This is a genomic window from Mycobacterium kubicae (genome assembly GCF_015689175.1).
Lineage (GTDB): Bacteria > Actinomycetota > Actinomycetes > Mycobacteriales > Mycobacteriaceae > Mycobacterium > Mycobacterium kubicae.
The window spans coordinates 4,619,445-4,645,344 of record NZ_CP065047.1 but is presented as its reverse complement, the minus strand read 5'-3'; the positions used below and the strand labels follow the sequence as shown (position 1 = coordinate 4,645,344).

General features: G+C 66.8%; 23 protein-coding genes and 2 pseudogenes. 10 read left to right on the top strand and 15 right to left on the bottom strand.

Annotated features, from left to right (window positions below):
* Positions 1-215: 215 nt before the first annotated feature.
* Positions 216-1,142: pseudogene (locus tag I2456_RS29225) on the top strand (diguanylate cyclase domain-containing protein); the annotation flags it as partial.
* The gene (locus tag I2456_RS21640) at positions 1,125-1,979 is read left to right on the top strand and encodes a putative bifunctional diguanylate cyclase/phosphodiesterase (protein ID WP_390639633.1); all 855 of its coding nucleotides are present in this window, start codon (positions 1,125-1,127) and stop codon (positions 1,977-1,979) included. The pseudogene I2456_RS29225 and the gene I2456_RS21640, both read left to right, overlap by 18 nt.
* Before the next feature lie 24 nt (positions 1,980-2,003).
* Here I2456_RS21640 and I2456_RS21635 read toward each other — a convergent pair whose 3' ends face one another.
* The 10 genes from I2456_RS21635 to I2456_RS21590 all read right to left on the bottom strand — a co-directional run bounded on the left by I2456_RS21635 (position 2,004) and on the right by I2456_RS21590 (position 13,776).
* Complete coding sequence (locus I2456_RS21635) at positions 2,004-2,624, bottom strand: LppA family lipoprotein (protein WP_085073056.1); 621 nt, start codon at positions 2,622-2,624, stop codon at positions 2,004-2,006.
* Positions 2,621-4,252 (bottom strand): alpha/beta hydrolase, encoded by a 1,632-nt coding sequence (locus tag I2456_RS21630; protein WP_186246573.1) that lies wholly within the window; start codon positions 4,250-4,252, stop codon positions 2,621-2,623. Before I2456_RS21630 ends, I2456_RS21635 begins: the two co-directional genes overlap by 4 nt.
* Positions 4,249-4,563: a hypothetical protein gene (locus I2456_RS21625; protein ID WP_241007784.1), complete on the bottom strand. Its 315-nt coding sequence runs from the start codon at positions 4,561-4,563 to the stop codon at positions 4,249-4,251. Before I2456_RS21625 ends, I2456_RS21630 begins: the two co-directional genes overlap by 4 nt.
* 90 nt (positions 4,564-4,653) lie before the next feature.
* Entirely contained in the window at positions 4,654-5,256 is a 603-nt protein-coding gene (locus tag I2456_RS21620; RefSeq protein ID WP_085073058.1) for a DUF1707 SHOCT-like domain-containing protein, read from the bottom strand.
* A gap of 102 nt (positions 5,257-5,358) precedes the next feature.
* Positions 5,359-6,204, bottom strand: coding sequence for an enoyl-CoA hydratase family protein (locus I2456_RS21615; RefSeq protein ID WP_085073059.1), 846 nt, complete (start codon positions 6,202-6,204; stop codon positions 5,359-5,361).
* A 5-nt stretch (positions 6,205-6,209) separates the two neighbouring features.
* Complete coding sequence (locus tag I2456_RS21610; protein WP_068028679.1) at positions 6,210-7,376, bottom strand: acyl-CoA dehydrogenase family protein; 1,167 nt, start codon at positions 7,374-7,376, stop codon at positions 6,210-6,212.
* Between the two features lies 1 nt (position 7,377).
* Positions 7,378-9,351 (bottom strand): acetyl/propionyl/methylcrotonyl-CoA carboxylase subunit alpha, encoded by a 1,974-nt coding sequence (locus I2456_RS21605; RefSeq protein WP_085073060.1) that lies wholly within the window; start codon positions 9,349-9,351, stop codon positions 7,378-7,380.
* A gap of 5 nt (positions 9,352-9,356) precedes the next feature.
* Entirely contained in the window at positions 9,357-10,952 is a 1,596-nt protein-coding gene (locus I2456_RS21600) for an acyl-CoA carboxylase subunit beta (protein WP_068028673.1), read from the bottom strand.
* Positions 10,949-12,097 (bottom strand): acyl-CoA dehydrogenase family protein, encoded by a 1,149-nt coding sequence (locus tag I2456_RS21595; RefSeq protein ID WP_068028670.1) that lies wholly within the window; start codon positions 12,095-12,097, stop codon positions 10,949-10,951. The genes I2456_RS21600 and I2456_RS21595 overlap by 4 nt, the downstream gene beginning before the upstream one ends.
* The gene (locus I2456_RS21590; protein ID WP_139823036.1) at positions 12,094-13,776 is read right to left on the bottom strand and encodes an acyclic terpene utilization AtuA family protein; all 1,683 of its coding nucleotides are present in this window, start codon (positions 13,774-13,776) and stop codon (positions 12,094-12,096) included. The genes I2456_RS21595 and I2456_RS21590 overlap by 4 nt, the downstream gene beginning before the upstream one ends.
* Before the next feature lie 274 nt (positions 13,777-14,050).
* Between I2456_RS21590 and rpmF the strand changes: the two genes are divergently transcribed.
* From rpmF to I2456_RS21565, 5 genes are all read left to right on the top strand, one after another.
* A complete protein-coding gene (gene rpmF / locus I2456_RS21585; RefSeq protein WP_068028665.1) occupies positions 14,051-14,224 on the top strand; it encodes a 50S ribosomal protein L32 in 174 nt (57 codons plus the stop codon).
* A gap of 161 nt (positions 14,225-14,385) precedes the next feature.
* The gene (gene mprA / locus I2456_RS21580; protein WP_068028662.1) at positions 14,386-15,072 is read left to right on the top strand and encodes a two-component system response regulator MprA; all 687 of its coding nucleotides are present in this window, start codon (positions 14,386-14,388) and stop codon (positions 15,070-15,072) included.
* Entirely contained in the window at positions 15,072-16,601 is a 1,530-nt protein-coding gene (locus I2456_RS21575) for a HAMP domain-containing sensor histidine kinase (protein ID WP_085073062.1), read from the top strand. The genes mprA and I2456_RS21575 overlap by 1 nt, the downstream gene beginning before the upstream one ends.
* A 96-nt stretch (positions 16,602-16,697) precedes the next feature.
* The gene (locus I2456_RS21570) at positions 16,698-18,131 is read left to right on the top strand and encodes a S1C family serine protease (protein ID WP_085073063.1); all 1,434 of its coding nucleotides are present in this window, start codon (positions 16,698-16,700) and stop codon (positions 18,129-18,131) included.
* A 47-nt stretch (positions 18,132-18,178) separates the two neighbouring features.
* Positions 18,179-18,676, top strand: coding sequence for a MogA/MoaB family molybdenum cofactor biosynthesis protein (locus tag I2456_RS21565; protein WP_068028908.1), 498 nt, complete (start codon positions 18,179-18,181; stop codon positions 18,674-18,676).
* A 5-nt stretch (positions 18,677-18,681) separates the two neighbouring features.
* Here the strand turns inward: I2456_RS21565 and mscL are convergent, their stop codons facing one another.
* From mscL to I2456_RS21550, 3 genes are all read right to left on the bottom strand, one after another.
* Positions 18,682-19,140 carry a large-conductance mechanosensitive channel protein MscL gene (gene mscL / locus I2456_RS21560; protein WP_068028651.1) on the bottom strand — a complete coding sequence of 153 codons (459 nt, stop codon included), beginning with the start codon at positions 19,138-19,140 and terminating at the stop codon, positions 18,682-18,684.
* A gap of 64 nt (positions 19,141-19,204) precedes the next feature.
* Positions 19,205-19,870 carry an SAF domain-containing protein gene (locus I2456_RS21555; protein ID WP_085073064.1) on the bottom strand — a complete coding sequence of 222 codons (666 nt, stop codon included), beginning with the start codon at positions 19,868-19,870 and terminating at the stop codon, positions 19,205-19,207.
* Positions 19,871-19,934: 64 nt separating this feature from the next.
* Positions 19,935-20,279: an FmdB family zinc ribbon protein gene (locus tag I2456_RS21550; RefSeq protein WP_068028646.1), complete on the bottom strand. Its 345-nt coding sequence runs from the start codon at positions 20,277-20,279 to the stop codon at positions 19,935-19,937.
* A 193-nt stretch (positions 20,280-20,472) separates the two neighbouring features.
* Here I2456_RS21550 and I2456_RS21545 point away from each other — a divergent pair, with 193 nt between their 5' ends.
* Complete coding sequence (locus tag I2456_RS21545) at positions 20,473-21,465, top strand: IS481 family transposase (protein ID WP_163703962.1); 993 nt, start codon at positions 20,473-20,475, stop codon at positions 21,463-21,465.
* Between the two features lie 305 nt (positions 21,466-21,770).
* On the opposite strand, the pseudogene I2456_RS21540 reads toward I2456_RS21545, so the two are convergent.
* Both I2456_RS21540 and I2456_RS21535 read right to left on the bottom strand, forming a co-directional pair.
* A pseudogene (locus I2456_RS21540) lies at positions 21,771-22,849 on the bottom strand (IS110 family RNA-guided transposase).
* 124 nt (positions 22,850-22,973) lie between these two features.
* On the bottom strand, positions 22,974-23,567 hold the full coding sequence (locus I2456_RS21535; RefSeq protein ID WP_085075157.1) for a 5-formyltetrahydrofolate cyclo-ligase: 594 nt from the start codon (positions 23,565-23,567) through the stop codon (positions 22,974-22,976).
* A 75-nt stretch (positions 23,568-23,642) separates the two neighbouring features.
* Between I2456_RS21535 and I2456_RS21530 the strand changes: the two genes are divergently transcribed.
* Positions 23,643-24,554: a UTP--glucose-1-phosphate uridylyltransferase gene (locus I2456_RS21530; RefSeq protein WP_068028643.1), complete on the top strand. Its 912-nt coding sequence runs from the start codon at positions 23,643-23,645 to the stop codon at positions 24,552-24,554.
* Positions 24,555-24,608: 54 nt separating this feature from the next.
* Positions 24,609-25,889, top strand: a complete 1,281-nt coding sequence (gene glp, locus I2456_RS21525) for a molybdotransferase-like divisome protein Glp (RefSeq protein WP_068028640.1) — start codon at positions 24,609-24,611, stop codon at positions 25,887-25,889.
* The last annotated feature ends 11 nt before the right edge of the window (positions 25,890-25,900 follow it).

The following is a 25,900-nucleotide window of genomic DNA, read 5'->3' as shown; positions in this document are numbered from 1 at the left end:
CGACTTGGTACTGATGTATGAGCATTTCGAAGGTGCGATCAGTGTAGCCGCAACCGTCCTGTATAAGCCCGACGCCTGACGCCGACGTGCCACATCCTTTGTGAAATTTGGGGTGAGTTCGGTTCATTGACCGCATCTTCGCCACTGTGCATGGGTAAATTGACGAATCACTGCCGATTGCTCTGGTCGATCGGCGAAACCGAGCCGTCATCGGAATGGAGGATCGCGACGACATGGGCGGTGAAGGCGACGTCGGCGGCCTGCTCGCGGAGGCCAGTCCTGACGCGGTGGTCGACGACGGCGCGATCGAGTCGATTCTCGCCGGGGGAGCCACTGGCCGTGACGCGGCATTACTGCGCGCGGTGTTCGCGCAGGCCGGTGTCGGCGTCGGCGTCTCCGACATCACCGGCAAGATCCTGTTGGTCAACGCCGCCTTCGCCCGCATGTTCGGCTATGAGACCGAAGAATTCATCAGGACCTTCAACGTCACCGACCTCACGCATCCCGACGACACCGCCGAAGTGTGGGATCAGTACGCGGCCTTGATGCGCGGTGACGTCGAGATGGTGAGTTTGGAGAAACCTCACCTGCATCGCGACGGCCACACCATTTGGAACACGGTCAACGTCTCACTGATCCGAGACGGCAATGGCGTACCCATCTACACCCTGGCCGTGTTCGGCGACGTGACCGACCGCCGCGAGCTGGAACAACAGTTGCGCCATCAGGCACTGCACGATCCGCTGACCGGGCTGCCCAATCGCATCCAGTTCTTCGACCGCCTCGGCGCGGAATTCGACGACCCGCAAGCCCGGGTCGGCATTTGCTATATCGACCTCGATGGTTTCAAGGACGTCAACGACACCCTCGGCCACGACATCGGCGACAAGCTTCTGGTGATGGTCGCCAACCGATTGGCGTTGTGCCTGCAGCGCCCGGATCAGCTCGTCGCGCGTCTGGGTGGTGATGAGTTCGTGTTTCTGATACCGCAACCCGGTAGCCCGGATGAGGTCACCGAACTCGCTGACTCGGTTCTGCGTGTGCTGGAGTCGCCGTTCGACATTGACGGGCAACCAATTACCGTGACCGCCAGCGTCGGCGTCATCGAACAAGCGGTTGCGGAGATGTCGCAGGTTGACCTGATGAAAGGGGCCGACGTAACGCTGGCGCGCGCCAAGCAGGCGGGCCGAAACCGGTGGGCACTCTACGACCGCACTCATGAGAACTCACCGATGCACCGGGCACTGGATCGCGGCGAATTCTTTCTGGTGTACCAGCCTATCGTGCGGCTGAGCGACGACTGCATTATCGGCGCCGAAGCTTTGCTGCGGTGGGCTCACCCCACGCTGGGCACGCTGCTGCCCAACCGGTTCATCAATCTCGCTGAGCGAAACGGCATGATCGTGCCGCTGACGACGTTCGTCATCGAAGAAGCGTGCCGGCAGGTGGAAAGGTGGCGCAGAAACCAGACCGCCGAACCGTTGCCCTTCGTCAGCGTGAACGTCTCGGTGCGAAACATCTGCGATCCAGGCTTCATCTCGGTGGTCAAGACCGCCCTTGCCCACTGCGGCCTGCCGCCGCACACGCTGCAACTCGAACTCACCGAAAACGCGGTGCTGGGCAAGGACGAAACGTCGGTGACCCGGCTGCAGCAACTGTCCGCGATGGGCCTGCCGATCGCCATCGACGATTTCGGGACCGGATTCTCCAGCTTGGCCTACCTACGCGACCTGCCGGTCGACGTGGTCAAACTCGCCGGCGAGTTCATCAAGAACCTTGGTGGCAACATCCAGGATCGGCTCGCGGACGAACAGATCACCCGAGCGATGATCGACCTGGCGCACACACTTGGCCTTACCGTCACCGCTGAGCAGGTCGAGACACCGAGCCAAGCGGCCCGGTTGCGCGCTCTTGGCTGCGACGCCGCACAGGGTTGGCACTTCGCCAAACCACTGCCGGCCGAGCTCTTCACCCCGTAGCGCGGGCGACACCGTTCGGCGGTCCTATAGCGCGTCCACGCTTCTGCCACCCGGAGATTCGTACAGATACGGGTAATGCACGCTCGGGTCGTTGCCCGGTCGCAGTTCGGGTGGGGGCGGCGCGGTGCGCCACGCGGCCGGCAGGTGACAGCCGGTGTCGTAGTTGTAGTCGATCAGGTTGCCGTGGTTGACCAGAGTGACCAGCGCGCCGTCATTGAGTTGCGAGTCGTTGGCACCGGCCGGTTCGGCAGGCCGAAAGCCCGCCTCCGAGAACACCGGTGCCAACTCGGCGACGATCTGCTGCCATTGTTGGTCGGTTGGTGCGGGCTCGCCGAAGAAGTGGTCGCTGCGCTCTTGACGACCGATGCTGCGGTGGAACGGATCTTGGCACCCGTTGGTTGGGTGGGTGACCTTGGTGCTGGAAAATCTGGTTGCTGGTGCGTATTTCGCGACGGCGGCGCGAACCGAGGTATCGAGGGCGGCGAGTTGCTGTTGCACCACTTCCAGATCAGGCCGGGCATTGACGATCTTCTGCAGCCGGTCCAGTTCGGTGCGACCCGGATTGGCGTACGGGTCCAACGATTTCAGGCAACCGGTGAGTAGTACGGCGGTCCCGACGAGCAGTGCGGTGAGGGCGCGCTTCATCGTTGTTGCCGCGGTGTCGCGATGAGGTCGTCGGGCAGCCCGGCCAACACCGCGGCCAGGTTGTATCCACTCGTGCGTAGTTGTCCATTGCTGCCCATGCGGGCGTATTCGGAATGGCCGTAAGCCCGTTCGTGTAGTTGGCCGTCGCCATGAGCCCCGCCGGGGGCAACTGCGGTAGCGGTCGACAACCGCGTCATGCCGGTGACGTCCTGCGGCGCGGCGCCGAACGCGCCGAAATGCGGGAGGAGTTCTGCGACATCATCGTTGACGCCGATCATGTAGTAGGCGTGCCCAGGTGGCACACCCAACTGCGCGGCGCTGGTCAGCTCGGTGCCCGGGGAACCGTAGAAGACGACGTCGCTCACCGGCGCGCCGTGCTGCAGCGCCAGGCTGGTGACCAGCGACCCGTACGAGTGGCCGAACGCGGCGATGTGTTGATCGGAGACGTTGGTGACCGCGGCCAGCCCGCGGTAGAAGCCGGTCAACGGTGTCGCGGCATCGCGGGCCAACCAGTCATGCGTTACATCCTTCACGCTGTCGGGTGCGTCATAGCCCAGCCATGCGATGGACGCCACCGCGTCATAGTTCGGCGTTCCGGCGTAGCGGCGTAGATCGCTGGCCTTGTCTCGCTGCGCTTGAGCTTCGCGCACCATGCCGCCGACGCTCGAGCTGACCCGCGTGTTCAGCCCGCCCACCGTGACACCGACGCGTTCGGCGTTGTCGACGTCACCAACCGCGAGCGCCGCCAACACTTTTCGCGGGTTTCCGGAGGTGTCCAGCAGAACGAGGCCGGCGTCGGGGTGCGCGCTGAGCGCGTCCTGCAGTGCCCGCAAGTCGTTGAGCTTGTCGGTGTCGGTGTGCCAGATCCCGCGACGGTCGTACCAACCTTGTTGCAGCCGGGCCAATTCGCGGTGCAGGGCCGCCACGTTGAGCTCGGTACGGATGTCGGTCGGGATGCCGTCGAGGTTGCGCAGCGCGTCACCGGACCACTCTTCGGCCCGGTCCTGCTGGCCCGGTGTCAACGCGTGCCACCACCTGCTCACCTGCTCGGGGTCGCTGCCCGGTGGCGGTGGCTGCGGCATCTGCGGCGGCCGGTGCGCGAGTTGGGTTTCGACCTGCTCACCGGACAGGTCACCGTCGGCGCCGCGCAGGGCGGCCGCCAGGTCCTCGTCGGCTTGCTCGGCGTCGGCCAGCAGGCGCTTGATGCTGTCGGAAAGCCGCACGGCCGCGTCGAAGATGCGTTGTTGTTCGCCGGGGGCATATGACGCGAAGTCGGGCGGGGGCAACGCCACACCGGTCGCGTCGTTGATCACCAGGTGGTGCTCGCGGGCGGTGTCGCGGATGGCGTGCAGCCGCGATCTGATGGCGGCGACTTCGTCGGCCGCCTGCTCGGCGGCTCGACCGACGGCTTGGCAGGCGTCGGCGTGGGCGTCGAGCACCAGCGTGGTGCGCTGTGCCGCCTCGTGCGCCGCGTCGGCGGTGTCGCCGCCGAAGTTGAGCAGCCGCATGGTCTCGGTCAGTGCCGCCGACGCGGTGCGGGTGCCGTGGGCACGTTGGATGGCGACGTCGAACACCGTCCTGATCGCTGCCGGATCCCAGCGTTCGATGTCGGCAAGCGTCACCGTCATCGCGTCGGCCCGGCGGAAGGCGACATCAGCGATGCGGCGTTGCGCTGATCCATTTCGGTGAGGCCGGTCGCCGCCAGATGCATGCCGCAGGCGTGTTCACCGAAGCGCCCGATGTGGGCGATGGCGGTCGCGCCCCACCGCTCCAGCAGTCCGGCTAAGGCGCCGGCCGACGAGCCGACCCAGCCGGGCCGCGCCGCATCGGCGGCCTCGCGGCAAAACCGCTGTAACGCCAGCAAGGTCTCACCGTGGTTGGCCAGTTGAACACCCACCTGGGACAGCACGTCCGGGGCCGCCCGCAACTCTTCTGCCATAGCGCTCGCCTTCGCGCCGAGGAGGAACTTGCCGCGGAGCCTGGCACAACCCGCAGCGGCGGGCCACTCACACCGGTGCGCAGTTGTGGATTAAGGGCGGGATTTGCGCGCTTTGCGTTTGACCCCGACGCCCCCGAACAGTGAGAAGCCGCGGATCTTCACCTTGGGCGCACCTTGGGTGCCTTCGCCCACGACCTCGCGGTCGAACCCGCCCATCACGGCGCGACCGTTGATCTCCACGTTGACTTCGGGGGGCAACAGGATGGTCTGCGCGCCCATGATCGAGTAGGCGCGGATATCCACTTCGGTCGAGGTGAAGTCGGCGTAGCGCAGGTCCACCACGCCGTTGCCCCACAGGGTGAAGGTGGTGAGTTTCTTGGGCACGTTCCACCGGCCCCGGCGCTCGAAGCCGCTCATCAGCGCGAGCAGCAGTGTCGACGGCGCCGGGTTGCAGGTGCCGCCGCGGCGGGGGCTGACCGCGGTCCCGGGCAGGTCGGCCCGCAAGTCGTCCAGCTCCTGGTAGGTGGTGGCCGCGTAGGCCTTGGTCAGCCGGTCCTCGTACTCGTTGAGCTGCAGGCGACCCTGCTCCGCGGCGTAAGCCAGCAATTGCGCAATCTGGATGCGATCGGTGTCGGCCGCACGTGACGATGCGTCGCGTGTGTCCTTCGCGTCACGTTGCGCTGAATTGCTCATCACACACGAGCGTACGACTTAACAATTTTGCTGCAAGGGGCATTGTCTAAACTGCAACCTTCACGGTCGGCCCGCCGGTCCCGGTGCCCCGTATCAGGTCGACTAAACCCAGTTCGGCGGCCGTTTTTGTAAGAACGCCAGCATGCCTTCGCGGGCTTCGTCGGAGACGAACAGCCGCGCGGACTCCTCGGTCAGCCGCTCGGCGTCGCGGTCGAACTCGCGCAGCACGGCGGCGGTGGTCAGTGCTTTGGACGCGGCCAGGCCTTGCGGGGAGCCGCGACCCACGTCGGCGACGAGCCCGGCCACCGCGGCGTCGACGTCCTCGGCGGCCATGGTGATCAAACCGATCTCGGCGGCTTCGCTGGCGCCGAACGTCTCGCCGGTGAGGTAGTAGCGCGCCGCGGCGCGTGCCGAGAGCTTCGGCAGCAACGTCAGCGAGATGATCGCCGGCGCGACGCCGATCCGGGCCTCGGTCAGCGCGAAGGTGCTGCGCGGGCCGGCCACCACGATGTCGCAGGCGCCGACGAGGCCGAATCCGCCGGCGCGCACGTGACCGTTGATGGCACCGACCACCGGTCGCGGCGAGGAGACGATGGCGCGCAGCAGCGCGGTCATCTCCCGGGCCCGGGCCACCGCTAGGTCATATTGCGATGGTGGCGACCCGCTTCGCCCGGCTGCGCCGCCCTCGCGATCGCCACGGTCATATGGCGATGCTGGCGACCCGCTGCCGGCTTCGCTCAGGTCCGCGCCGGCACAGAAGGTGCCACCGGTATGGCCGAGAACCACCACCCGCACGGCCGGGTCGGTCGCGGCGTCGCGCAAGCCCTGGTGCAATTGCTCGACGAGCGCGGTGGACAGGGCGTTGCGGTTGTGCGGGGAGTTGAGGGTGAGGCGCGCCACCGGCCCGCCGGTCGCATCGGGGCCGGCGTACTCGACGAGTTTCTCCATCAGGATCAGTAACTGCGCGGCAGGCCGAGTGAGGTCTGCGCCACGAAGTTCAGCACCATCTCGCGGCTGACCGGTGCGATGCGCGCCAGTCGGGCCGAGGTCATCATCGCGGCCACGCCGTACTCCTTGGTCAGTCCGTTGCCGCCCATGGATTGCACGGCCTGGTCGACCGCGCGGGTGGACGCCTCGGCGGCCGCGTACTTGGCCATGTTCGCGGCCTCGGCGGCGCCCATGTCGTCGCCGTGGTCGTACAGGGTGGCGGCCTTCTGGGTCATCAGCTTGGCCAGCTCGACTTCGATGTGGCACTGCGCCAGCGGGTGCGACAGGCCTTGGTGCGCGCCGATCGGGGTGCCCCACACCTGGCGGGTCTTGGTGTAGTCGACGGCCTTGCGCAGCGCGAACCGGCCCATGCCGACCGCGCTGGCCGCGCCCATGATGCGCTCGGGATTCAGGCCCGCGAACAGCTGGGCGATCGCGGCGTCCTGCGCGCCGACGAGCGCGTCTGACGGCAGCCGGACGTCGTCGAGGAAGACCTGGAATTGGCGCTCGGGACTGATCAGCTCCATCTCGATCGCGGTGTAGTTGAAGCCGGGAGCGTCGGTAGGCACCACGAACAACGCCGGGCGCAGCTTGCCGGTTTTGGCCTCTTCGGTGCGGGCCACCACCAGCACTGCCTGCGCCTGGTCGACGCCGGAGATGTAGACCTTCTGGCCCTTGAGGATCCAGTCGTCACCGTCGCGGCGGGCGGTCGTGGTGATCTTGTGCGAATTCGATCCCGCGTCCGGTTCGGTGATGGCGAAGGCCATGGTCAAGGTGCCGTCCGCGATGCCGGGCAGCCAGCGCTTCTTCTGTTCTTCGGTGCCGAACTTGCTGATGATGGTGCCGTTGATGGCGGGGGAGACCACCATGAGCAGCAGCGCCGAACCCGCGGCCGCCATCTCCTCCATGACCAACGCCAGCTCGTACATGCCCGCGCCGCCGCCGCCGTACTCCTCGGGCAGGTTCACCCCGAGGAAGCCGAGCTTGCCTGCCTCCGACCACAATTCGGTGGTGTGCTCTTGGGCGCGAGCCTTTTTCAGGTAGTACTCGTGGCCGTAGCTGGACACCCACTCGGACACCGCTTTACGCAGCGCCTGGCGGTCCTCGCTTTCGATGAAGCTGGTGTCGGTCATGTCATTCTCCTTCTGGGGCTTCGACTCGGGCCAGGACAGCGCCGACTTCGACTTGCTGGCCGGCTTTGACGTTGAGCTGGGTCAGCACGCCGTCGTCCGGCGCGGTGATGGTGTGTTCCATCTTCATCGCCTCCAGCCAGATCAGCGGTTGACCGGCGGTCACGGTGTCGCCGACGTCGGCGCCGAGGCGAATGACGTTGCCCGGCATGGGGGCCACCAACGATCCCTGCTCGACGGCCGATCCGGGCTCGGGGAAGCGGGGCAGTGCAACCAGGTGCACGGGCCCGCGCGCGGAGTCGACGTAGATGTCGTGGCCGTAGCGGGCGACGGTGAAGCTGTGATCCACGCCGTCACCGTCGGCCAGCACCACCTGCTCGGCCGTCGCCGAGACCAACTGCACGGTTTCGTCGCCAGGAAGCGCCAATCCCGTTCTGGTGAAGCGATATTCGATGCGGTGTTCGGTGTCTGCGTCGTCGCGGTAGGTCTTGACCTGGTAGCCGGACGCCAAATTGCGCCAGCCGCTGGGCAGCGAGCCGAGCACCGTGGCGTGCGCCCGGTTGTGGGCGGCGTCGGCCAGCGCGGCGGCCAGCGCCGACAGGCGGACGGTCGCCGAGTCGGCCAGCGGCGCCGAGAGTTCCGTCAGGCCATGGGTGTCGAAGAACGCGGTGTCGGTGGCGCCGTCGAGGAACGCCGGATGCCGCAGCACGCGGACCAGCAGTTCGCGGTTGGTGCGCAGGCCGTGCAGGTGGGCGCGGGCCAGCGCGTCGGCGAGCACCAGCGCCGATTGCCGGCGGCTGGGCGCATACGAGATGACCTTGGCGAGCATCGGGTCGTAGTGGATCGACACCGTCGAGCCGTCTTGTATGCCGGAGTCCAAGCGGATACCGGTTCGGCGTTGCAGCGTCTCGAATTGCGCGCGCACCAACGGCACGTCGATGCGGTGCACGGTACCGGCTTGCGGCTGCCAACCCTGTGCCGGATCCTCGGCGTACAGGCGTGCCTCGATCGAATGTCCTTGAGCGGCGGGGGGTTCAGCGTCGAGGCGGCCACCGTCGGCGACCTCGAGTTGCAGTTCCACCAGGTCGAGTCCGGTGGTTTCCTCGGTGACCGGGTGCTCGACCTGCAGTCGGGTATTCATCTCCAGAAAGTAGAACTCGCCGTCGTCGTCGGCGAGGAATTCCACGGTGCCCGCACCGGTGTATCCGATGGCGCCGGCGGCCAGCCGGGCCGCGTCGAACAATCGATCGCGCATGCCCGGGATGCGTTCCACCAACGGCGAGGGAGCCTCTTCGATGATCTTCTGGTGGCGGCGCTGGATGCTGCACTCCCGCTCGCCGACCGCCCAGACGGTGCCATGGGTGTCGGCCATGACCTGCACCTCGACGTGGTGGCCGGTCGGCAGGTAGCGCTCGCAGAACACGGTGGGATCACCGAACGCAGACTGTGCTTCGCGGCGCGCGGCTTCGACTTCGCCTGCCAGCGCGGACAATTCGCGGACCACGCGCATGCCCCGGCCGCCGCCGCCGGCGGATGCTTTCACCAGCACCGGCAGTTGGGCTTCGGTGACGCTGTCGGGATCGAGTTCGTCCAGCACCGGCACTCCGGCGGCGGCCATCATCTTCTTGGCTTCGATCTTCGAACCCATCGCCCGGACCGCGTCCACCGGCGGGCCGACCCAGGTCAGTCCGGCGGACTGTACCGCGGCGGCGAATTCGGCGTTCTCGGATAGGAATCCGTAGCCGGGGTGGACGGCGTCGGCGCCGGCGGCGCGGGCGGCGGCGATGACGGCGTCGGCGTTGAGGTAGCCGTTGGTCTCGGCCAGCCGGACCCGGGCGTCGGCTTCGGCGACGTGCGGCGCGCCGGCGTCGGGGTCGGTGTAGACGGCGACGGTGCCCAAGCCCATCCGGCGACAGGTGGCGAAGACTCGCCGGGCGATCTCGCCGCGGTTGGCGACCAGGACTCGACTGATTCCCATGGGGCTCACATCCGGAAGACGCCGAAGTTCGACGTCCCCTTGATCGGGCCATTGGCGATGGCGGACAGACACATTCCCAGCACGGTGCGGGTGTCGCGCGGGTCGATCACCCCGTCGTCATAGAGCATTCCCGACAACACCAGCGGCAGCGATTCGGCTTCGATCTGGCCTTCGACGGCGGCGCGCATGGCGGCGTCGGCTTCCTCGTCGACTTGCTGACCGCGGGCTTGGGCGGCGGCACGAGCCACGATCGACAGCACACCGGAGAGCTGGGCGCCGCCCATCACCGCGGACTTGGCGCTGGGCCAAGCGAACAGGAAGCGGGGGTCGTAGGCGCGTCCACACATGCCGTAATGGCCGGCGCCGTAGGAGGCGCCGATCAGCAACGAGATGTGCGGCACGGTCGAGTTGGACACGGCGTTGATCATCATCGAGCCGTGCTTGATCATCCCGCCTTCTTCGTAGTCCTTACCCACCATGTAGCCGGTGGTGTTGTGCAAGAACAACAGTGGCGTGTTGGAGCGGTTGGCCAGCTGAATGAATTGGGTGGCTTTCTGCGACTCCTCGCTGAACAACACGCCGCGGGCATTGGCCAAGATGCCGATCGGGTAGCCATGCAGCTGCGCCCAACCGGTCACCAGGGACGAGCCGTACATCGGCTTGAACTCGTCGAAGTCGGAGCCGTCGACGATGCGGGCGATTACCTCGCGGGGGTCGAACGGGACCCGCAGATCCGACGGGACGATGCCGATCAGTTCCTCGGTGTCGAACAACGGCTCGGTCACCGGTCGTGGCGGTGGTCCCTGCTTGTGCCAGTTGAGCCGGGCGACAATGCGCCGCCCGATGCGGATGGCGTCGAGTTCGTCGACGGCGAAGTAGTCGGCCAAACCGCTGATGCGGGCGTGCATTTCGGCACCGCCCAGCGACTCGTCGTCGGATTCCTCACCGGTGGCCATCTTCACCAGCGGCGGACCGGCCAGGAACACCTTGGAGCGTTCCTTGATCATCACCACGTGATCGGACATGCCGGGCACGTAGGCCCCGCCGGCGGTGGAGTTGCCGAAGACCAACGCGATGGTGGGAATTCCGGCCGCCGAGAGGCGGGTCAGGTCGCGGAACATCCGCCCGCCGGGGATGAAGACTTCCTTCTGGGTGGGCAGATCGGCGCCGCCCGACTCCACCAGGGAGATCACCGGCAGCCGGTTTTCAAAGGCGATCTGGTTGGCCCGCAGAATCTTTCGCAGCGTCCACGGGTTGCTGGTCCCGCCTTTGACCGTGGGGTCATTGGCCACCACCATGCATTCCACCCCGGCCACCGAGCCGATACCGGTCACCAGGCTGGCGCCGACTTGAAAGCTGCTGCCCCAGGCGGCCAAGGGGCACAGTTCGAGGAACGGGGAGTCAGGGTCGACCAGCAACTCGATCCGTTCGCGGGGAGTCAGCTTGCCGCGGGCGTGATGACGGTCCACATATTTGGGTCCGCCGCCGGCCAGGGCTTTGGCGAGTTCGGCGTTGATCTCGTCGAGCCGCGAGGTCGCCACCGCCGCGGCGTCGGAGAAGGCGTCGGCATCGGGGTCAAGGGTGGACTGCAGGACGGTCATGATTGGAATCCCAGGAGTTTGGCGGCCAGCGCGGTCAGGATCTCGGTCGTCCCGCCGCCGATGCCGATGATCCTCATATCCCGGTATTGGCGTTCGATTTCCGATTCGGCCATATAGCCCATGCCGCCGAACAATTGGACACCCTGGTTGGCCACCCATTCGCCGGCCTCGACAGCGGTGTTCTTGGCGAAACAGACCTCGGCGATCAGGTTGGTCTCGCCGGCCAGTTGACGTTCCACCACGTGCCGGGAGTAGACGCGGGCCACGTCGATGCGTCGGGCCATCTCGGCCAGCGTGTTCTGCACCGCCTGCCGCGAGATCAGTGGGCGTCCGAACGTCTCCCGGTCGCGACACCACTGGACGGTGATGTCCAGGCACCGTTGCGCGCTCGAATACGCTTGCGCGGCAAGGCCGATCCGCTCGGAGACGAAAGCCTGTGCGATCTGGGCGAAGCCGCTGTTCTCCGCGCCTACCAGATTCGCCACGGGAACGCGTACGTCGGTGTAGGACAACTCGGCGGTGTCGGAGGACCGCCAGCCCATCTTGTCGAGTTTGCGGGTGACCTCGAAGCCCGGTGTGCCCTTCTCGACCACCACCAGCGAAACACCCGCGGCCCCAGGCCCGCCGGTGCGCACGGCGGTGACCACATAGTCGGCGCGCACCCCGGAGGTGATGTAGGTCTTGGCGCCGTTGATCACGTAGTGGTCGCCGTCTCGGACCGCGCTGGTCCGCAGATGCCCGACGTCCGAACCGCCGCCGGGTTCGGTGATGGCCAGCGAGCCGATCTTCTCGCCGGCCAGCGTCGGACGTACGAACTCCTCGATCAGCCGTTCGTCGCCCGATGCGATCATGTGCGGCACCGCAATACCGCAGGTGAACAGCGACGCGAACACCCCACCGGGCGCACCGGCCTGGTGCATCTCCTCGCAGATGATCACCGCGTCGGCGCCGTCGCCGCCGCCACCACCGACCGACTCAGGGAAGTTCGCGCCCAGCAGGCCCGCGTCACCGGCACGGCGGTGCAGGTCGCGGGGCAGCTCGCCGCTGCGTTCCCACTCGTCGATGTGCGGCAGAATCTCACGTTCGGCGAAGGAACGCACCGTCTTTCGCAGCTGTTCGCGCTCCGGTGTATCCCAGAGGTTCATAGCAGCCTTTCCGGAATGTCGACGTGGCGGCTGCGCAACCATTCGCCCAGCCCCTTGGCTTGCGGGTCGAAACGCGCCTGATAGGCGACGCCTTGACCGAGGATGCCCTCGATGACGAAGTTCACCGCCCGCAGGTTGGGCAGCACGTGGCGGGTGACTTCCAACCCGGCTGCCTCCGGCAGCAGTTCCTTGAGCAGCTCGACGGTCAAAGTGTTGGCCAGCCAACGCCACTGCTCGTCGGTGCGCACCCAGAGCCCCACGTTGGCGGCTCCGCCTTTGTCTCCGCTGCGCGCGCCCGCGATGAGGCCCAGCGGCGCACGCTGGGTAGGGCCGGCGGGCAGCGGTTCGGGCAGCGCCGTCGAGTCAGCGGGCGCGAGTTCCAATGTGTCTGTGGCGCATGGGATATCGGTGCGGGTGCCGTCGGCGTGTACAGCGATGTGCGGGACTTCACGGGCGTCGACGTAGCCCGGCGTGAAGACGCCGTACACCTGCCCCTCACCGGGTGGGGCGGTGACGGTGAAACCCGGGTAGCTTGCCAGCGCTAATTCGACTACGGCCGAAGAAAACTGACGTCCCACGTTGGCCGGGTCGGGATCGCGCACCACGCAGCGCAGCAGGGCGCTGGCGGCCTCTTCGGTGTCGGCGTCGACGTGGTCGGTGCGGGCCAGCGTCCACTCCAGTTCGGCGGGCTTGACGGTCAGGCTGGATTCCAGTTGCCGGCGCACCAAGTCGGCTTTGGCCTCGATGTCCAATCCGGTCAGCACGAAGGTCATGGTGTTGCGGAATCCGCCGATGCTGTTCAGCGACACCTTCAGGGTGGGCGGGGGCGGCTCGCCACGCACACCGCTGATGCGTACCCGGTCGGGTCCGTCGCTGGACAACTCGATGGTGTCCATCCGGGCCGTCACATCCGGGTTGGCGTACCGGGCGCCGGTGATCTCATAAAGCAACTGCGCGGTGACGGTGTCGACGCTGACCAGACCGCCGGTGCCGGGATGCTTGGTGATCACCGAGGAGCCGTCGGCGTGGACTTCGGCCAGCGGGAAACCGGCATAGGTCAGGTCAGGCACTTCGGTGAAGAAGGAGTAGTTGCCGCCGGTGGCTTGAACGCCACATTCGATGACGTGCCCGGCCACCACCGCCCCGGCGAGTTGGTCGTAGTCGGTGCGGCCCCAGCCGAAATGCGCGGCAGCCGACCCGACGATCACCGAGGCGTCGGTGACCCGCCCGGTGACGACCACGTCGGCGCCGGCGTTGAGGCACTCGGCGATACCCCAGCCGCCCAGATAGGCGTTGGCGGTCAGGGGCGAGCCCAAGCCCAACTCCGCCGCTCGGGGCTGCAGGTCGTCGCCTTCCACATGGGCGACGCGTGCTGGGATGCCCAGCTTCTCGGCCAGGGCGCGGACCGCGTCGGCCAGCCCGGCGGGGTTGAGTCCACCGGCGTTGGCGACGATGCGCACCCCACGGTCGTGTGCCTCACCCAGGCAGTCCTCGAGCTGGGTCAAGAAGGTCTTGGCATAGCCGCGGTCCGGGTTCTTCATCCGGTCGCGGCCCAGAATCAGCATGGTCAGTTCGGCGAGATAGTCACCGGTGAGGTAGTCGACGTCACCGCCGGTGAGCATCTCGCGCATGGCTGAGAGCCGGTCACCATAAAAACCGGAGCAGTTGGCGATACGCACGGCACCAGAAGCAGGAGCCAATGCGTCCTCCCTTCATTGGGATCACCGGTGGCCGGCAACCGACCAACCAACCGGTAGGTCAGCATAGCCGCAGCAGTGCAGTGGCGTGATACCAGCCTGCATCGGACGGGCCCAGGAGGTCGAGCGTTGAGCCGGTCATTTTGGCGACCAGCAGGTCACCGACTATCGTTGAAGCCATTCGTCGCCGTTCGGCCTCCCGGCCACGCCGCGCGACACGCCCGAACGAAACCCCAACTGAGGAGTAGGCCCGACCATGGCCGTACCAAAGCGCAGGATGTCGCGCGCGAACACCCGGAAGCGACGCTCGCAGTGGAAGGCCACCGAGACCGGCCTCGTGGGCGTCAACGTGGCGGGCCAGAAGCACAAAGTGCCGCGTCGGCTGCTGAAAGCCGCCCGCCTCGGCCTCATCGATCTCGACAAGCGCTAGGTCGCACCACACAATTTGCCCGCCTCACAGCGACAACACCGTCTGTCGCTCGGAGGCGGGCAAAAACAGCACCCGATCCCGGCGGGGCCGGTGAGGCGGATGTGGCAGACAACGGCGCGTCTCTCAGGCCTGTCTCAGGCGTTCATACGACACTGGTCTGCGTGCGCATACTTGTCGTCGACGATGATCGCGCCGTGCGCGAATCGCTGCGCCGGTCGCTTTCCTTCAATGGCTACTCCGTCGATCTGGCCCACGACGGGCTCGAGGCGCTCGACATGATCGCCAGCGACCGGCCGGACGCCCTGGTGCTGGACGTCATGATGCCGCGACTGGACGGCCTCGAGGTTTGCCGCCAGCTTCGTAGCACGGGCGACGACCTGCCGATCCTGGTCCTGACCGCCCGAGACTCGGTCTCCGAACGGGTCGCCGGCCTGGACGCCGGAGCCGACGATTACCTGCCCAAGCCGTTCGCCCTGGAAGAGTTGCTGGCCCGGATGCGGGCGTTACTGCGCCGCACCAAACCCGACGACACCGCCGAGTCGGTCGCGATGAACTTCTCCGACCTGAGCCTGGACCCGGTCACCCGCGAAGTGACCCGCGGACAACGTCGGATCAGCCTGACCCGCACCGAGTTCGCGTTGTTGGAAATGCTGATCGCCAACCCGCGACGGGTGTTGACCCGCAGCCGCATCCTGGAAGAGGTGTGGGGATTCGACTTTCCCACCTCCGGCAACGCGCTGGAGGTCTACGTCGGGTACCTGCGCCGCAAGACCGAGGCCGACGGCGAGCCGCGGCTGATCCACACCGTGCGCGGGGTGGGTTACGTGCTACGCGAAACACCGCCCTGATGATTCGGCTCCACCGACGACATCGCGCGCCGCTGCGGGCCACGAGCTCGTTGTCGCTGCGGTGGCGGGTGATGCTGCTGGCGATGTCCATGGTGGCGATGGTCGTCGTCCTGATGTCGGTGGCCGTCTACGCGGTGATTTCGGCCGCCTTGTACAGCGACATCGACAACCAGCTGCAAAGCCGCGCCCAATTGCTCATCGCCAGCGGCTCGTTGGCCGCCGACCCGGGCAAAGCCATTGAGGGCACGGCATATTCGGACGTCAACGCGATGCTGGTGAATCCGGGCCACTCGATCTACACGGCCAACCAGCCCGGCCAGCACCTGCCGGTGGGCACACCGGAGAAGGACGTGATTCGCGGCGAGCTGTTCATGTCGCGGCGCACCGTGTCCGATCAGCGGGTGCTGGCGATCCACTTGCCCAACGGCAGTTCCCTGCTGATCTCCAAGAGTCTGCGGCCCACCGAAGCGGTGATGAGCAAGTTGCGCTTCGTGCTGCTGATGGTTGGTGGCATCGGTGTGGCGGTCGCCGCGGTGGCCGGCGGAATGGTCACGCGGGCGGGACTGCGCCCGGTCGCTCGGCTGACCGCCGCGGCCGAGCGGGTGGCCCGAACCGATGACCTGAGACCCATTCCCGTCTTCGGTAGCGACGAGTTGGCAAGGCTGACAGAGTCTTTCAACCTGATGTTGCGGGCGCTGGCGGAGTCGCGGGAGCGTCAGGCCCGGCTGGTCACCGACGCCGGACACGAATTGCGGACCCCGCTGACCTCGCTGCGCACCAATGTCGAGTTGCTGATGGCGTCGATGGCGCCGGGGGCGCCGCGATTGCCCGAGCAGGAGATGGTCGACCTGCGCGCCGACGTCCTGGCCCAGATCGAGGAATTGTCCACTCTGGTAGGCGACCTGGTGGACCTCACTCGCGGTGATGCGGGGGCGGTGGTGCACGAGCCGGTCGACATGGCCGAGGTCGTTGACCGCAGCCTGGAGCGAGTTCGTCGGCGCCGCAACGACATTCGCTTTGATGTCGAGGTGATTCCTTGGCAGGTCTACGGCGATCCGGCGATGTTGACGCGCGCCACGCTGAACTTGATGGACAACGCGGCGAAATGGAGCCCGCCGGGCGGCCACGTGGGTGTGCGGTTGACCCAGCTCGACCATTCACATGCGGAGTTGGTCGTGTCCGACCACGGACCGGGCATACCCGCGCAGGAACGCCGCCTGGTTTTCGAGCGGTTCTACCGCTCGACGTCGGCACGGGCGATGCCCGGTTCGGGCCTGGGCTTGGCCATCGTCAAACAGGTGGTCCTCAACCACGGTGGCTCGCTGCGCGTCGACGACACGGTCCCGGGTGGCCAACCGCCGGGCACATCGATCTATGTGCTGCTGCCCGGCCGGCGACTGCCGACGGCCGACTACCCGTCGACCCCGTCGGAAACCGGCGGTGCACAGCCCGGTGCTGCACCCGCAGATCGCACCAGCGAGAATGCTGACTCACGGGGTTCGGAGAACGTTATCTCAGTGGATTCTTAGTCCGCGCGCGCAAGGTGGTTGTGCAGTTAGTGTTGAAAACCAAGCCATGCAAGCCGCCGCGCATGCCACGTCAAGTAGAGAAGAGCGACTAGCGACATGACGAATCACCCGAGGTATTCGCCACCGCCGCAGCAGCCGGGATATTCCGCGTCCAATCAGCCCGTGCCCCCTGCTTACTCCCAGGGGCACCAGAACTACAACCAGCAGTTCGATTGGCGCTACCAACAGCCGCCAACCCAGCAGTACCGCCAGCCCTTCGAGTCGTTCAGTGGTACCGGGGCCGGGCCGATACCCGGTAGCACCGGGGCCGGTCCGATTCCCGGTGGAACCGGTGCACACCCGATCCCCGGCGCAACCGGACCAGGCCCCATTCCCGGCATGCTGCCGCCGATGGGACCGCCCCCGCAGGTTCGTCAAAGGCGGTCGCGGGCAGGCTTGTTGACGGTGGGCGCGCTGGCCATCGCGGTGGTGTCCGCGGGCATCGGTGGCGCGGCGGCGACGGTGATCGAGATGGGTCATCAGGGTGGCGTCGGTCATGGCACGAGCGTCGCGTCGGGCGGCGCGCCGAGCGTTCCGGCGGCCAACATGCCGCCCGGCTCCGTCGAGCAGGTCGCGGCCAAGGTGGTGCCCAGTGTGGTGATGCTGGAAACCGACCTCGGCCGCCAGTCCGAAGAAGGCTCGGGCGTCATCCTCTCGGCCGACGGGCTGATTCTGAGCAACAACCACGTCGTCGCCGCGGCGGCCAAACCGCCGGCCGGCGCGCCGCCGCCCAAGACGACAGTGACCTTCTTCGACGGCCGTACCGCGCCGTTCACCGTCGTTGCGGCCGACCCGACCAGCGATATCGCGGTGGTGAAGGTGCAAGGCGTCTCCGGGCTCACCCCGATCGCGTTGGGCTCGTCATCGGACTTGCGTGTGGGGCAACCGGTGTTGGCGATCGGCTCACCGCTGGGTTTGGCGGGCACCGTGACCACCGGGATCGTCAGCGCGCTCAACCGACCGGTCTCCACGACCGGGGAGGCGGGCAATCAGAACACCGTGCTCGACGCGATCCAGACCGACGCCGCCATCAACCCGGGTAATTCGGGCGGAGCGCTGGTGAACATGAATGGCCAACTGATCGGGATCAACTCGGCCATCGCGACGCTGGGCGCTGACTCCGGGGACGCGCAGAGCGGCTCGATCGGCCTGGGCTTCGCCATTCCGGTCGACCAGGCCAAACGCATCGCCGACGAACTGATCAGCACCGGCAAGGCAAGCCACGCCTCGCTGGGTGTGCAGGTAACGACCGACAAGGGCATCCCGGGTGCCAAGGTGGTCGAACTGGTCCCGAACGGCGCGGCGGCCAACGCCGGTGTGCCCAAGGGTGTTGTGGTCACCAAGGTCGACGAACGGCCAATCAACAGTGCCGACGCCCTGGTCGCAGCCGTGCGATCCAAGGCGCCGGGCGACAAGGTAGCGCTGACCTTCCTGGATCCGGCGGGCGGTAGCCGGACGGTGCAGGTCACGCTAGGTAAGGCGGAGCAGTGAACAAGGCCGACGCACAACTGTCGGAGCTCGGATATACGGTGGCACCCATGGATCAGGGTGCGGAGTTGGTAGTCGGCCGGGCACTGGTCGTCGTCGTCGATGACCGCACCGCGCACGGGGACGAGGACCACAGTGGACCGTTGGTCACCGAGTTGCTCACCGAGGCGGGTTTCGTCGTCGACGGTGTGGTCGCGGTCGAGGCCGACGAGGTCGAGATCCGAAACGCGTTGAACACCGCGGTGATTGGCGGGGTCGACTTGGTGGTCTCGGTCGGCGGCACCGGGGTGACTCCCCGCGACGTCACCCCCGAAGCCACCCGCGACATCCTCGACCGGGAGATCCTGGGTATTGCCGAAGCCATCCGCGCCTCGGGGCTATCCGCCGGAATCACCGACGCCGGATTGTCGCGCGGGCTGGCGGGAGTGTCCGGAAGCACGCTGGTGGTGAACCTGGCCGGTTCCCGCTACGCCGTGCGCGACGGCATGGCGACGCTGAACCCGTTGGCCGCCCACATCATCGGGCAGCTGTCCAGCCTCGAGATCTAGGCGACTTAGGTCTCCGCGCGGGGACCGTAGTTGGGCGGCGGGCTGACCGGAACAGTTTCCGCGGCCTCGTGCTTACCGGACGAGTCGCCGTTGGTCTGCGCCAGCAGGTCGCGGATTTCGGTGAGCAGCACGGTCTGCGCGTCGTCGGCCTGCTCCACCTCACCCTTCTTGCGCAGCCTGCTGTAGGGCATGACGACCAGGAAGTACACCACCGCCGCGATGAGGATGAAGTTGATCGCGGCGGACAAGACGTTGTTCAGGTCGATGGTCTGACCGCCGCCGATGCCGATCTTCAAGATGCCGACATTGGAATGCTGGTTGACGCCGACCCGGTTGACCAACGGCTTGATGATGCTGTCAGTGAATTGCGTGACCAGTGCGGTGAAGGCCGTACCGATGACCACGGCGACCGACAGGTCGACGATATTGCCCCGCGAGAGAAACTCTTTGAACCCTTTGAGCATGGAATGCCCTTTCCTGGACGGAACAGCGTTCGCTGTCGATCGCGCAGAAAGGGCGGCCAGGGACTCAGTGCAAGGTGAGGGTCACCGCCTGACCCAGCGCCGAACCCGCCACCGTGTTCGCCACGCGGGCCGGCAGCGCAACCAAGATTACGCGCTCGGCGTCGGCGGCCGAGGCCTTCTGTTTGGCCGACACCAGGATCACGACGGCGTCGGTCGCGATGACCTTCGCGACCGCCTGGCCGCCCGGTTGCGCGTCGCTGCTCGGGGCGGCCAGCACGTCGACGACATCACCGACCCGAACCAGGTCGATCAGCGCGTCATCGGCCAGATGCAGCGGCACGATCCGGGCTCCGGCTCCGACCGCTGCCTCGGCCAGCCGACTGCTCAACAACCGGACATCGGTCAGGACCTCACCGCGGCGCGTCGGGCTGGCCAACGTCGCGCCGACGACCATGCCTACGTCGGTCCGTGACCCGTCGGGAAGCGTTGCAGGCAAACGCTTTTCCAGTTTCACATCCTCGGCGCTCAACGCCGTGCCGGGGCTGAGGTCCCGCGCGGCCACCACCACGTCGGCGCGGTCGTCGTCGGGATCCGAGCGCAGCCCCGCCACGCCGGCCAGCACGACCAGCCCGCCCGCGGCTATCCGCCGGGCCAGCACGGTACGCGTCCAGTCCGGGCGCAGTGCCGTAGCTAGCCGGCTGAGCAGTGTCGGGTTGAGCGATTCGCCCACGCGGCAACCGTAGGCGCGCGGCGGCGCCGGTGCCGTCCGGTAGCGAGCGGGTTGTGGATAACCGCTAGCTGGCGGCGGGCGTCTTGGACGGTGTGGAAGACGGGGTGGAGGAGGTGGCGCTGGATTTTTCGCTCGACGTCGACTTCTTGTCGGACTTCTCGCTCGACCCGTTGCTGGACCCGGAGTCGCTGCTCGCCGAACCGTTGGCCGGCGTCGTCTCTTTCTTGGCTGCCTCGCGGCTGTCGGTGCGGTAGAAGCCGCTGCCCTTAAACACGACGCCGACCGAGTTGAACAGCTTGCGCAGCCGACCGGAGCACTTCTCGCACGTGGTCAACGCATCGTCGGTGAAGGCCTGCACAATGTCGAAGCGGTCGCCGCACTCCGTGCACTGGTAGCTGTAAGTCGGCACAAAAACCTCCGGATGGTCTCAACCTGAATTAGCACTCTACCGTCTCAAGTGCTAGAACCGCCACGACTAGATGTAGTGCCCAGGGTCGTTGGTTGAGATGTGACGACACGCTGTAGCGGTCGTTGATGGGTGAAGGTCTCCTGTCGTGGAGTGGAGCTGCTACCACTGCACCCACAACGAACAGGAGACCTTCGTGGTCCACGCTAACGCTGTTTTGACGCCTCGGGGTCGGTTGATGCTGGCTCGTCGTGTCGTTGATGAGGGATGGCCGATCGTGCGGGCCGCTGAACATTTCCATGTGTCGTGGCCGACCGCTAAACGTTGGGCGGTGCGGTATGCGGCGATGGGCGAGGCCGGGATGACCGATCGCTCTAGCCGACCCCATCACAGCCCTAACCGCACACCGCCGCCGGTCGTGCGCCGCATCGTGGAGCTGCGGTGGCGACATCGCCTCTCACCGCTGGCGATCGCGTCGCGGTTGTCGATGCCGGCCTCCACAGTGCACGCCGTTCTGGTGCGGTGCCGACTGAATCGCCTGTCGTACATCGATCTTCGCACTGGAGAGGTCATTCGTCGCTATGAACACGATCGCCCCGGTGCGCTCCTCCACGTCGATGTGAAGAAATTGGGCAACATCCCCGACGGCGGCGGCTGGCGATTTGTGGGACGAGCGCAAGGATGGCAGAACCGACGTTCGATGCCCGACACCAAACGCAGTCGTTACCGCAACGAATTGATGGGGCATGGCTTCGTGCACACCGTAATCGATGACCACTCGCGGGTGGCCTACGCCGAAATCCACGACGACGAAACTGCGGCCACCGCGATCGCGGTGTTGCGCCGCGCTGTGGGCTGGTTCGCCGTGCGCGGAGTGACGGTGCAACGTGTGCTCTCCGACAATGGCTCGTGCTACCGCTCCCATGCCTGGCGCCACGCCTGTGCTGAGCTGCACATCGTGCCTAAACGGACCCGCCCCTACCGGCCTCAGACCAACGGCAAAATCGAGCGCTTTCACCGCACCATGACCGCCGAATGGGCCTTCGCCCGTCACTACCCCAACGAACGCACCCGCCGCTCAGCTCTACCGGCGTGGCTACACACCTACAATCACCACCGGCAACACTCCGCAATCGGCAAGACCCCACCCATCACACGGTTGACCAACCTGCCTGAGCAGTACAACTGATATGTAGGCACTGTTTGTCAATAGGCAGGTGAAAGCCGCCCCGGTATGGGCCGGGGCGGCTTTCGTTTGATCGGGGTCAGTCGGGCGTCGCGGCGGTCGTTGGTCAACGACGGTGGTGTCAGACTGATATACGCGGGTTGGGTACCGCAAGACGATGGTTCGGCGCGAACGGTGGCTGCTTTCTAGGGGCGGGCGTCACATCAGCATTGGTCGAATGCTGTTGTTGCTCATAGCTGTAACGCAGGTCCAGTTCGCCTACCTCACCGCCGACCGGCTGACTCCGATCAAGCTTCGGGCGGCTGCGCTTATGTCAGCGTGGCCAGCGACCAACACCAACCGGCCAGTTGACGAGCGACCGCGACGTTGGCCACGACGTGGGGCTTCTTGCGCTCATTGAACCGGCACCACTGCTGATGTAAACGGCGGTTTCCGGCGTGCCCGCGGTCCTTGAGCGCTGGGTCGACCTTGGCCCATCGGGCCCGCATCGTCGGACCGGGGGTGCGGTAGCCGGCGCGGTGGTGCCAGGCCGATTCGATCAGCAGTCTGCGGACGTGGGCGTTGCCAGCCTTGGTGATCGAACCCTGGACCCGTGAAGTCCCCGAGGAGTACTCGGTGGGCACCAGACCGACGTAGGCGCCGATCGAGGCACCGGTGAATCGGGTCCAGTCCCCGATTTCTACGGCTAAGGCCAGACCAGTCAACGCCGAGATCCCGCGTAGGCAGCCCAGCCGGTTGACCGGATCGGCCCAGCGCGGTGAGGCCGCGACCATGACGATCTGCTCGTCGAGACGGTTCCTGGCCGCGGTAGCGGTGAGCACCGCGTCAAAGTGATGATCAAACGCCGCCGCGGTGTGGACATCGTCGAATCGTTGGCGCCTAAGCCACGTTTCGTGCACTCCGGTCCAGGCCTGACCACCTGAGTAGACCCGGCCTTGGCGCAGCAACAGCTTCGACAACCGGTGCCGAACACGCATCAGATCCGCACGGGCGTCCTCGCGAGCACGAACCAAATCTCGCACCGCCTCGACCTCAACGTCGGGCACCGTAACCGCAGTGATCTCATCCAACCGCAGCAACCTGGTCAGATGCGCAGCATCACGAGCATCGGTCTTGACCCGATCCCCGGCCGGGCGGATCAGCTTCGATGGCGCGGCGACCACGCAGTCGATCTGGGCATCCGCTAGAGCTCGTGCCAGACCAAACCCCGTTGGCCCGGCCTCATAGGCCACTCGCACCGGGCCTCGCAACCGGTGCAACCAATCCAAGATCTCACCGTGATCAGGACACAACCGCGCCCGTTCGACTCGACCCGTCTGTCGACGGCATGAGCAACCACCGAAAGCGCGTGCACGTCCAACCCGACACTCGTACCGTTGAAACTCACCGGAGGCCTCCTGATCTGCAACTGTGGCTCTACCCGTGCGAGTGTTCACCCGACACCGGCAACCCACGTCCGATTGCAGCCCGAGGCCTTCGGCCTCGAGTCAGCCTCCATACCGTCTAGACGGTCATTCCCCGCTCAGCAGCCCAATAAGTCCACGGTTCGGTGTGAGCGCATGGGATACCAGTACATCGTGCGGTTCCGACGGCAGTTCGTCCACCACTTCCTCATCGCGCACGATCGCCACCAGAGGCGCGTCCGGATTGCGGTGCGTCAGAGAGCGGTCGTAGAAGCCGCGGCCTCGGCCCAGGCGCACGCCGCGGCGGTCGACCGCGAGCGCGGGCAGCAGCACCAGGTTCGCCTCGGCAAGGGCCGACTCCGGCAGCCAGGGCTGCGCCGGCTCCAGGAGTCCCCAGCGCGCGGTGACCAGCCGGCCGCTTTGGTACTCGCCCCACCGCAACGGCAACGCGGTGTTGTCCGCTCCGGTGCGGGCTACCGGCAACAGCACCCGTCCCGCACGCTGCAGCAACACGTCGAGCATGTCCAGCGATCCGGGCTCGGCTCCCACCGGCACGTAGGCGCAGACGGTGTCGCCGCTGTTGGCCAGCCGATCCAAGTGACCGCAGAGCAGCGACGCCTCGGCGGCCCGCACGTCGTCAGCAACGCGACGGCGGGCCGCTTGCAGCGTCTCGCGCAATGCGGACTTGCTCGTCGTTGCCACGCCCTCAACCATGACAGCCCCGGCTTTCCCGCCGCCACCGCAACTCAAGTGATTCCTAAGGCTATGGTGTGAACGATGTCGCGGCCCCTAGTTCCCATCCCTCGCACGGCGATCGTCCCCGCCGCGGGGCTGGGTACGCGCTTCCTGCCCGCGACCAAAACGGTGCCCAAAGAGCTGCTGCCCGTCGTTGACACTCCGGGCATTGAACTGGTCGCCGCCGAAGCGGCCAGCGCCGGCGCCGAACGCCTGGTGATCGTCACCTCCGAAGGCAAGGACGGCGTCGTCGCGCACTTCGTCGAAGACCTGGTCCTCGAGGGCACGCTGGAGGCGCGGGGCAAGAAGGCGATGCTGGCCAAGGTGCGCCGCGCCCCGGAGCTGATCAAGGTCGAGTCGGTGGTGCAGGCCGAGCCGCTGGGCCTCGGACATGCGATCGGCTGTGTCGAGCCCACCCTGTCCGACGACGAGGACGCCGTGTCGGTGTTGCTGCCCGACGACCTGGTCCTGCCGACCGGAGTACTGGAGACGATGTCGCGGGTGCGGGCGAGCCTGGGTGGGTCGGTGCTGTGCGCCATCGAGGTCACGCCGGAAGAGATCAGCGCTTACGGCGTCTTCGACGTCGAGCCGGTCCCCGACACTGACATTCCCGACGTGCTGAAGGTCAACGGCATGGTCGAGAAACCCAAGCCCGAAGACGCCCCGTCGCTGTTCGCGGCGGCCGGTCGCTACGTCCTGGACCGGGCCATATTCAACGCGTTGCGCCGCATCGACCGCGGCGCCGGCGGGGAAGTGCAGCTGACCGATGCCATCGCGCTGCTGATCTCCGAGGGCCACCCGGTGCATGTCGTCGTACATCGCGGATCCCGACACGACTTGGGAAATCCCGGCGGCTACCTCAAGGCTGCGGTTGACTTTGCATTGGATCGTGACGACTACGGCCCGGAATTGCGGCGGTGGTTGGTGGCGCGATTGGGCCTGACCGAGCGGTAGCCGGAGGTACGACCGGCCCAGTTCGCTCCACATGGCTCGACGGAAAGGCGCGCTGTGCGTTCTGTGGAGGAACAGCAAGCCCGGATATCGGCAGCCGCGGTAGCCCCGAGGCCGATACGTGTTGCCATCGCCGAGGCGCAGGGATTGCTGTGCGCCGAAGAGGTGGTGACCGAGCGTCCGCTGCCCGGTTTCGACCAGGCCGCCATCGACGGCTACGCGGTGCGCAGCGTCGATGTCCTCGGGGTCGGTGACCACAACGGCGCCGAGGTGTTCGGTGACGAGAGCGCCTTCGAGGGCCGTGACGTGGTCACCCTTCCGGTCATGGGCACCATCGACGCCGGTGCCCGCACCCCCAGCAGGCTGCAGCCACGCCAGGCCGCCCGCGTCCAGACCGGCGCCCCGCTGCCGACGCTGGCCGATGCAGTGCTGCCGTTGCGCTGGACCGACGGCGGCATGAACCGGGTGCGGATTCTGCGCGGCGCGCCCTCGGGCGCCTATGTGCGGCGCGTCGGTGACGACGTGCAGCCCGGTGACGTCGCGGTGCGCGCCGGCACCATCATCGGCGCCGCCCAGGTCGGGCTGCTGGCGGCGGTGGGCCGGGAACGGGTTTTGGTGCATCCGCGGCCGCGGCTGTCGGTGATGGCCGTCGGCGGTGAACTGGTCGACATCTCGCGCACCCCCGGCAACGGGCAGGTCTACGACGTCAACTCCTACGCCCTGGCCGCCGCGGGCCGCGATGCGGGCGCCGAGGTGAACCGGGTCGGCATCGTGCCGAACAACCCCACGGAGCTCGGCGAGATCGTGGAAGGTCAGCTGAACCGGGCCGAGGTGGTGGTGATCGCCGGTGGGGTCGGCGGGGCCGCGGCCGAGGCGGTGCGGTCGGTGCTCTCCGAGCTGGGCGACATGGAGGTGGTGCGCGTCGCCATGCACCCCGGGTCCGTGCAGGGGTTCGGGCAGCTGGGCCGCGACCGGGTTCCGACGTTTCTGTTGCCCGCCAATCCGGTGAGCGCGCTGGTGGTGTTCGAGGTCATGGTGCGGCCGTTGATCCGGCTGGCGCTGGGTAAGCGACAGCCGATGCGCCGAATCGTGCAGGCCCGCACGCTGTCGCCGATCACCTCGGTGGCCGGGCGCAAGGGCTATCTGCGCGGTCAGCTGATGCGCGATCAGGAAAGCGGCGAGTACCTGGTGCAGGCGCTCGGGGGAGCGCCCGGGGCGTCGTCGCATCTGCTGGCCACCCTCGCCGAGGCGAACTGTCTGGTGGTCATTCCCAGTGGAGCCGAGCAGATCCGCACCGGTGAAATCGTCGACGTGGCCTTCCTGGCTCAGCACGGTTGAGCGCGACGACA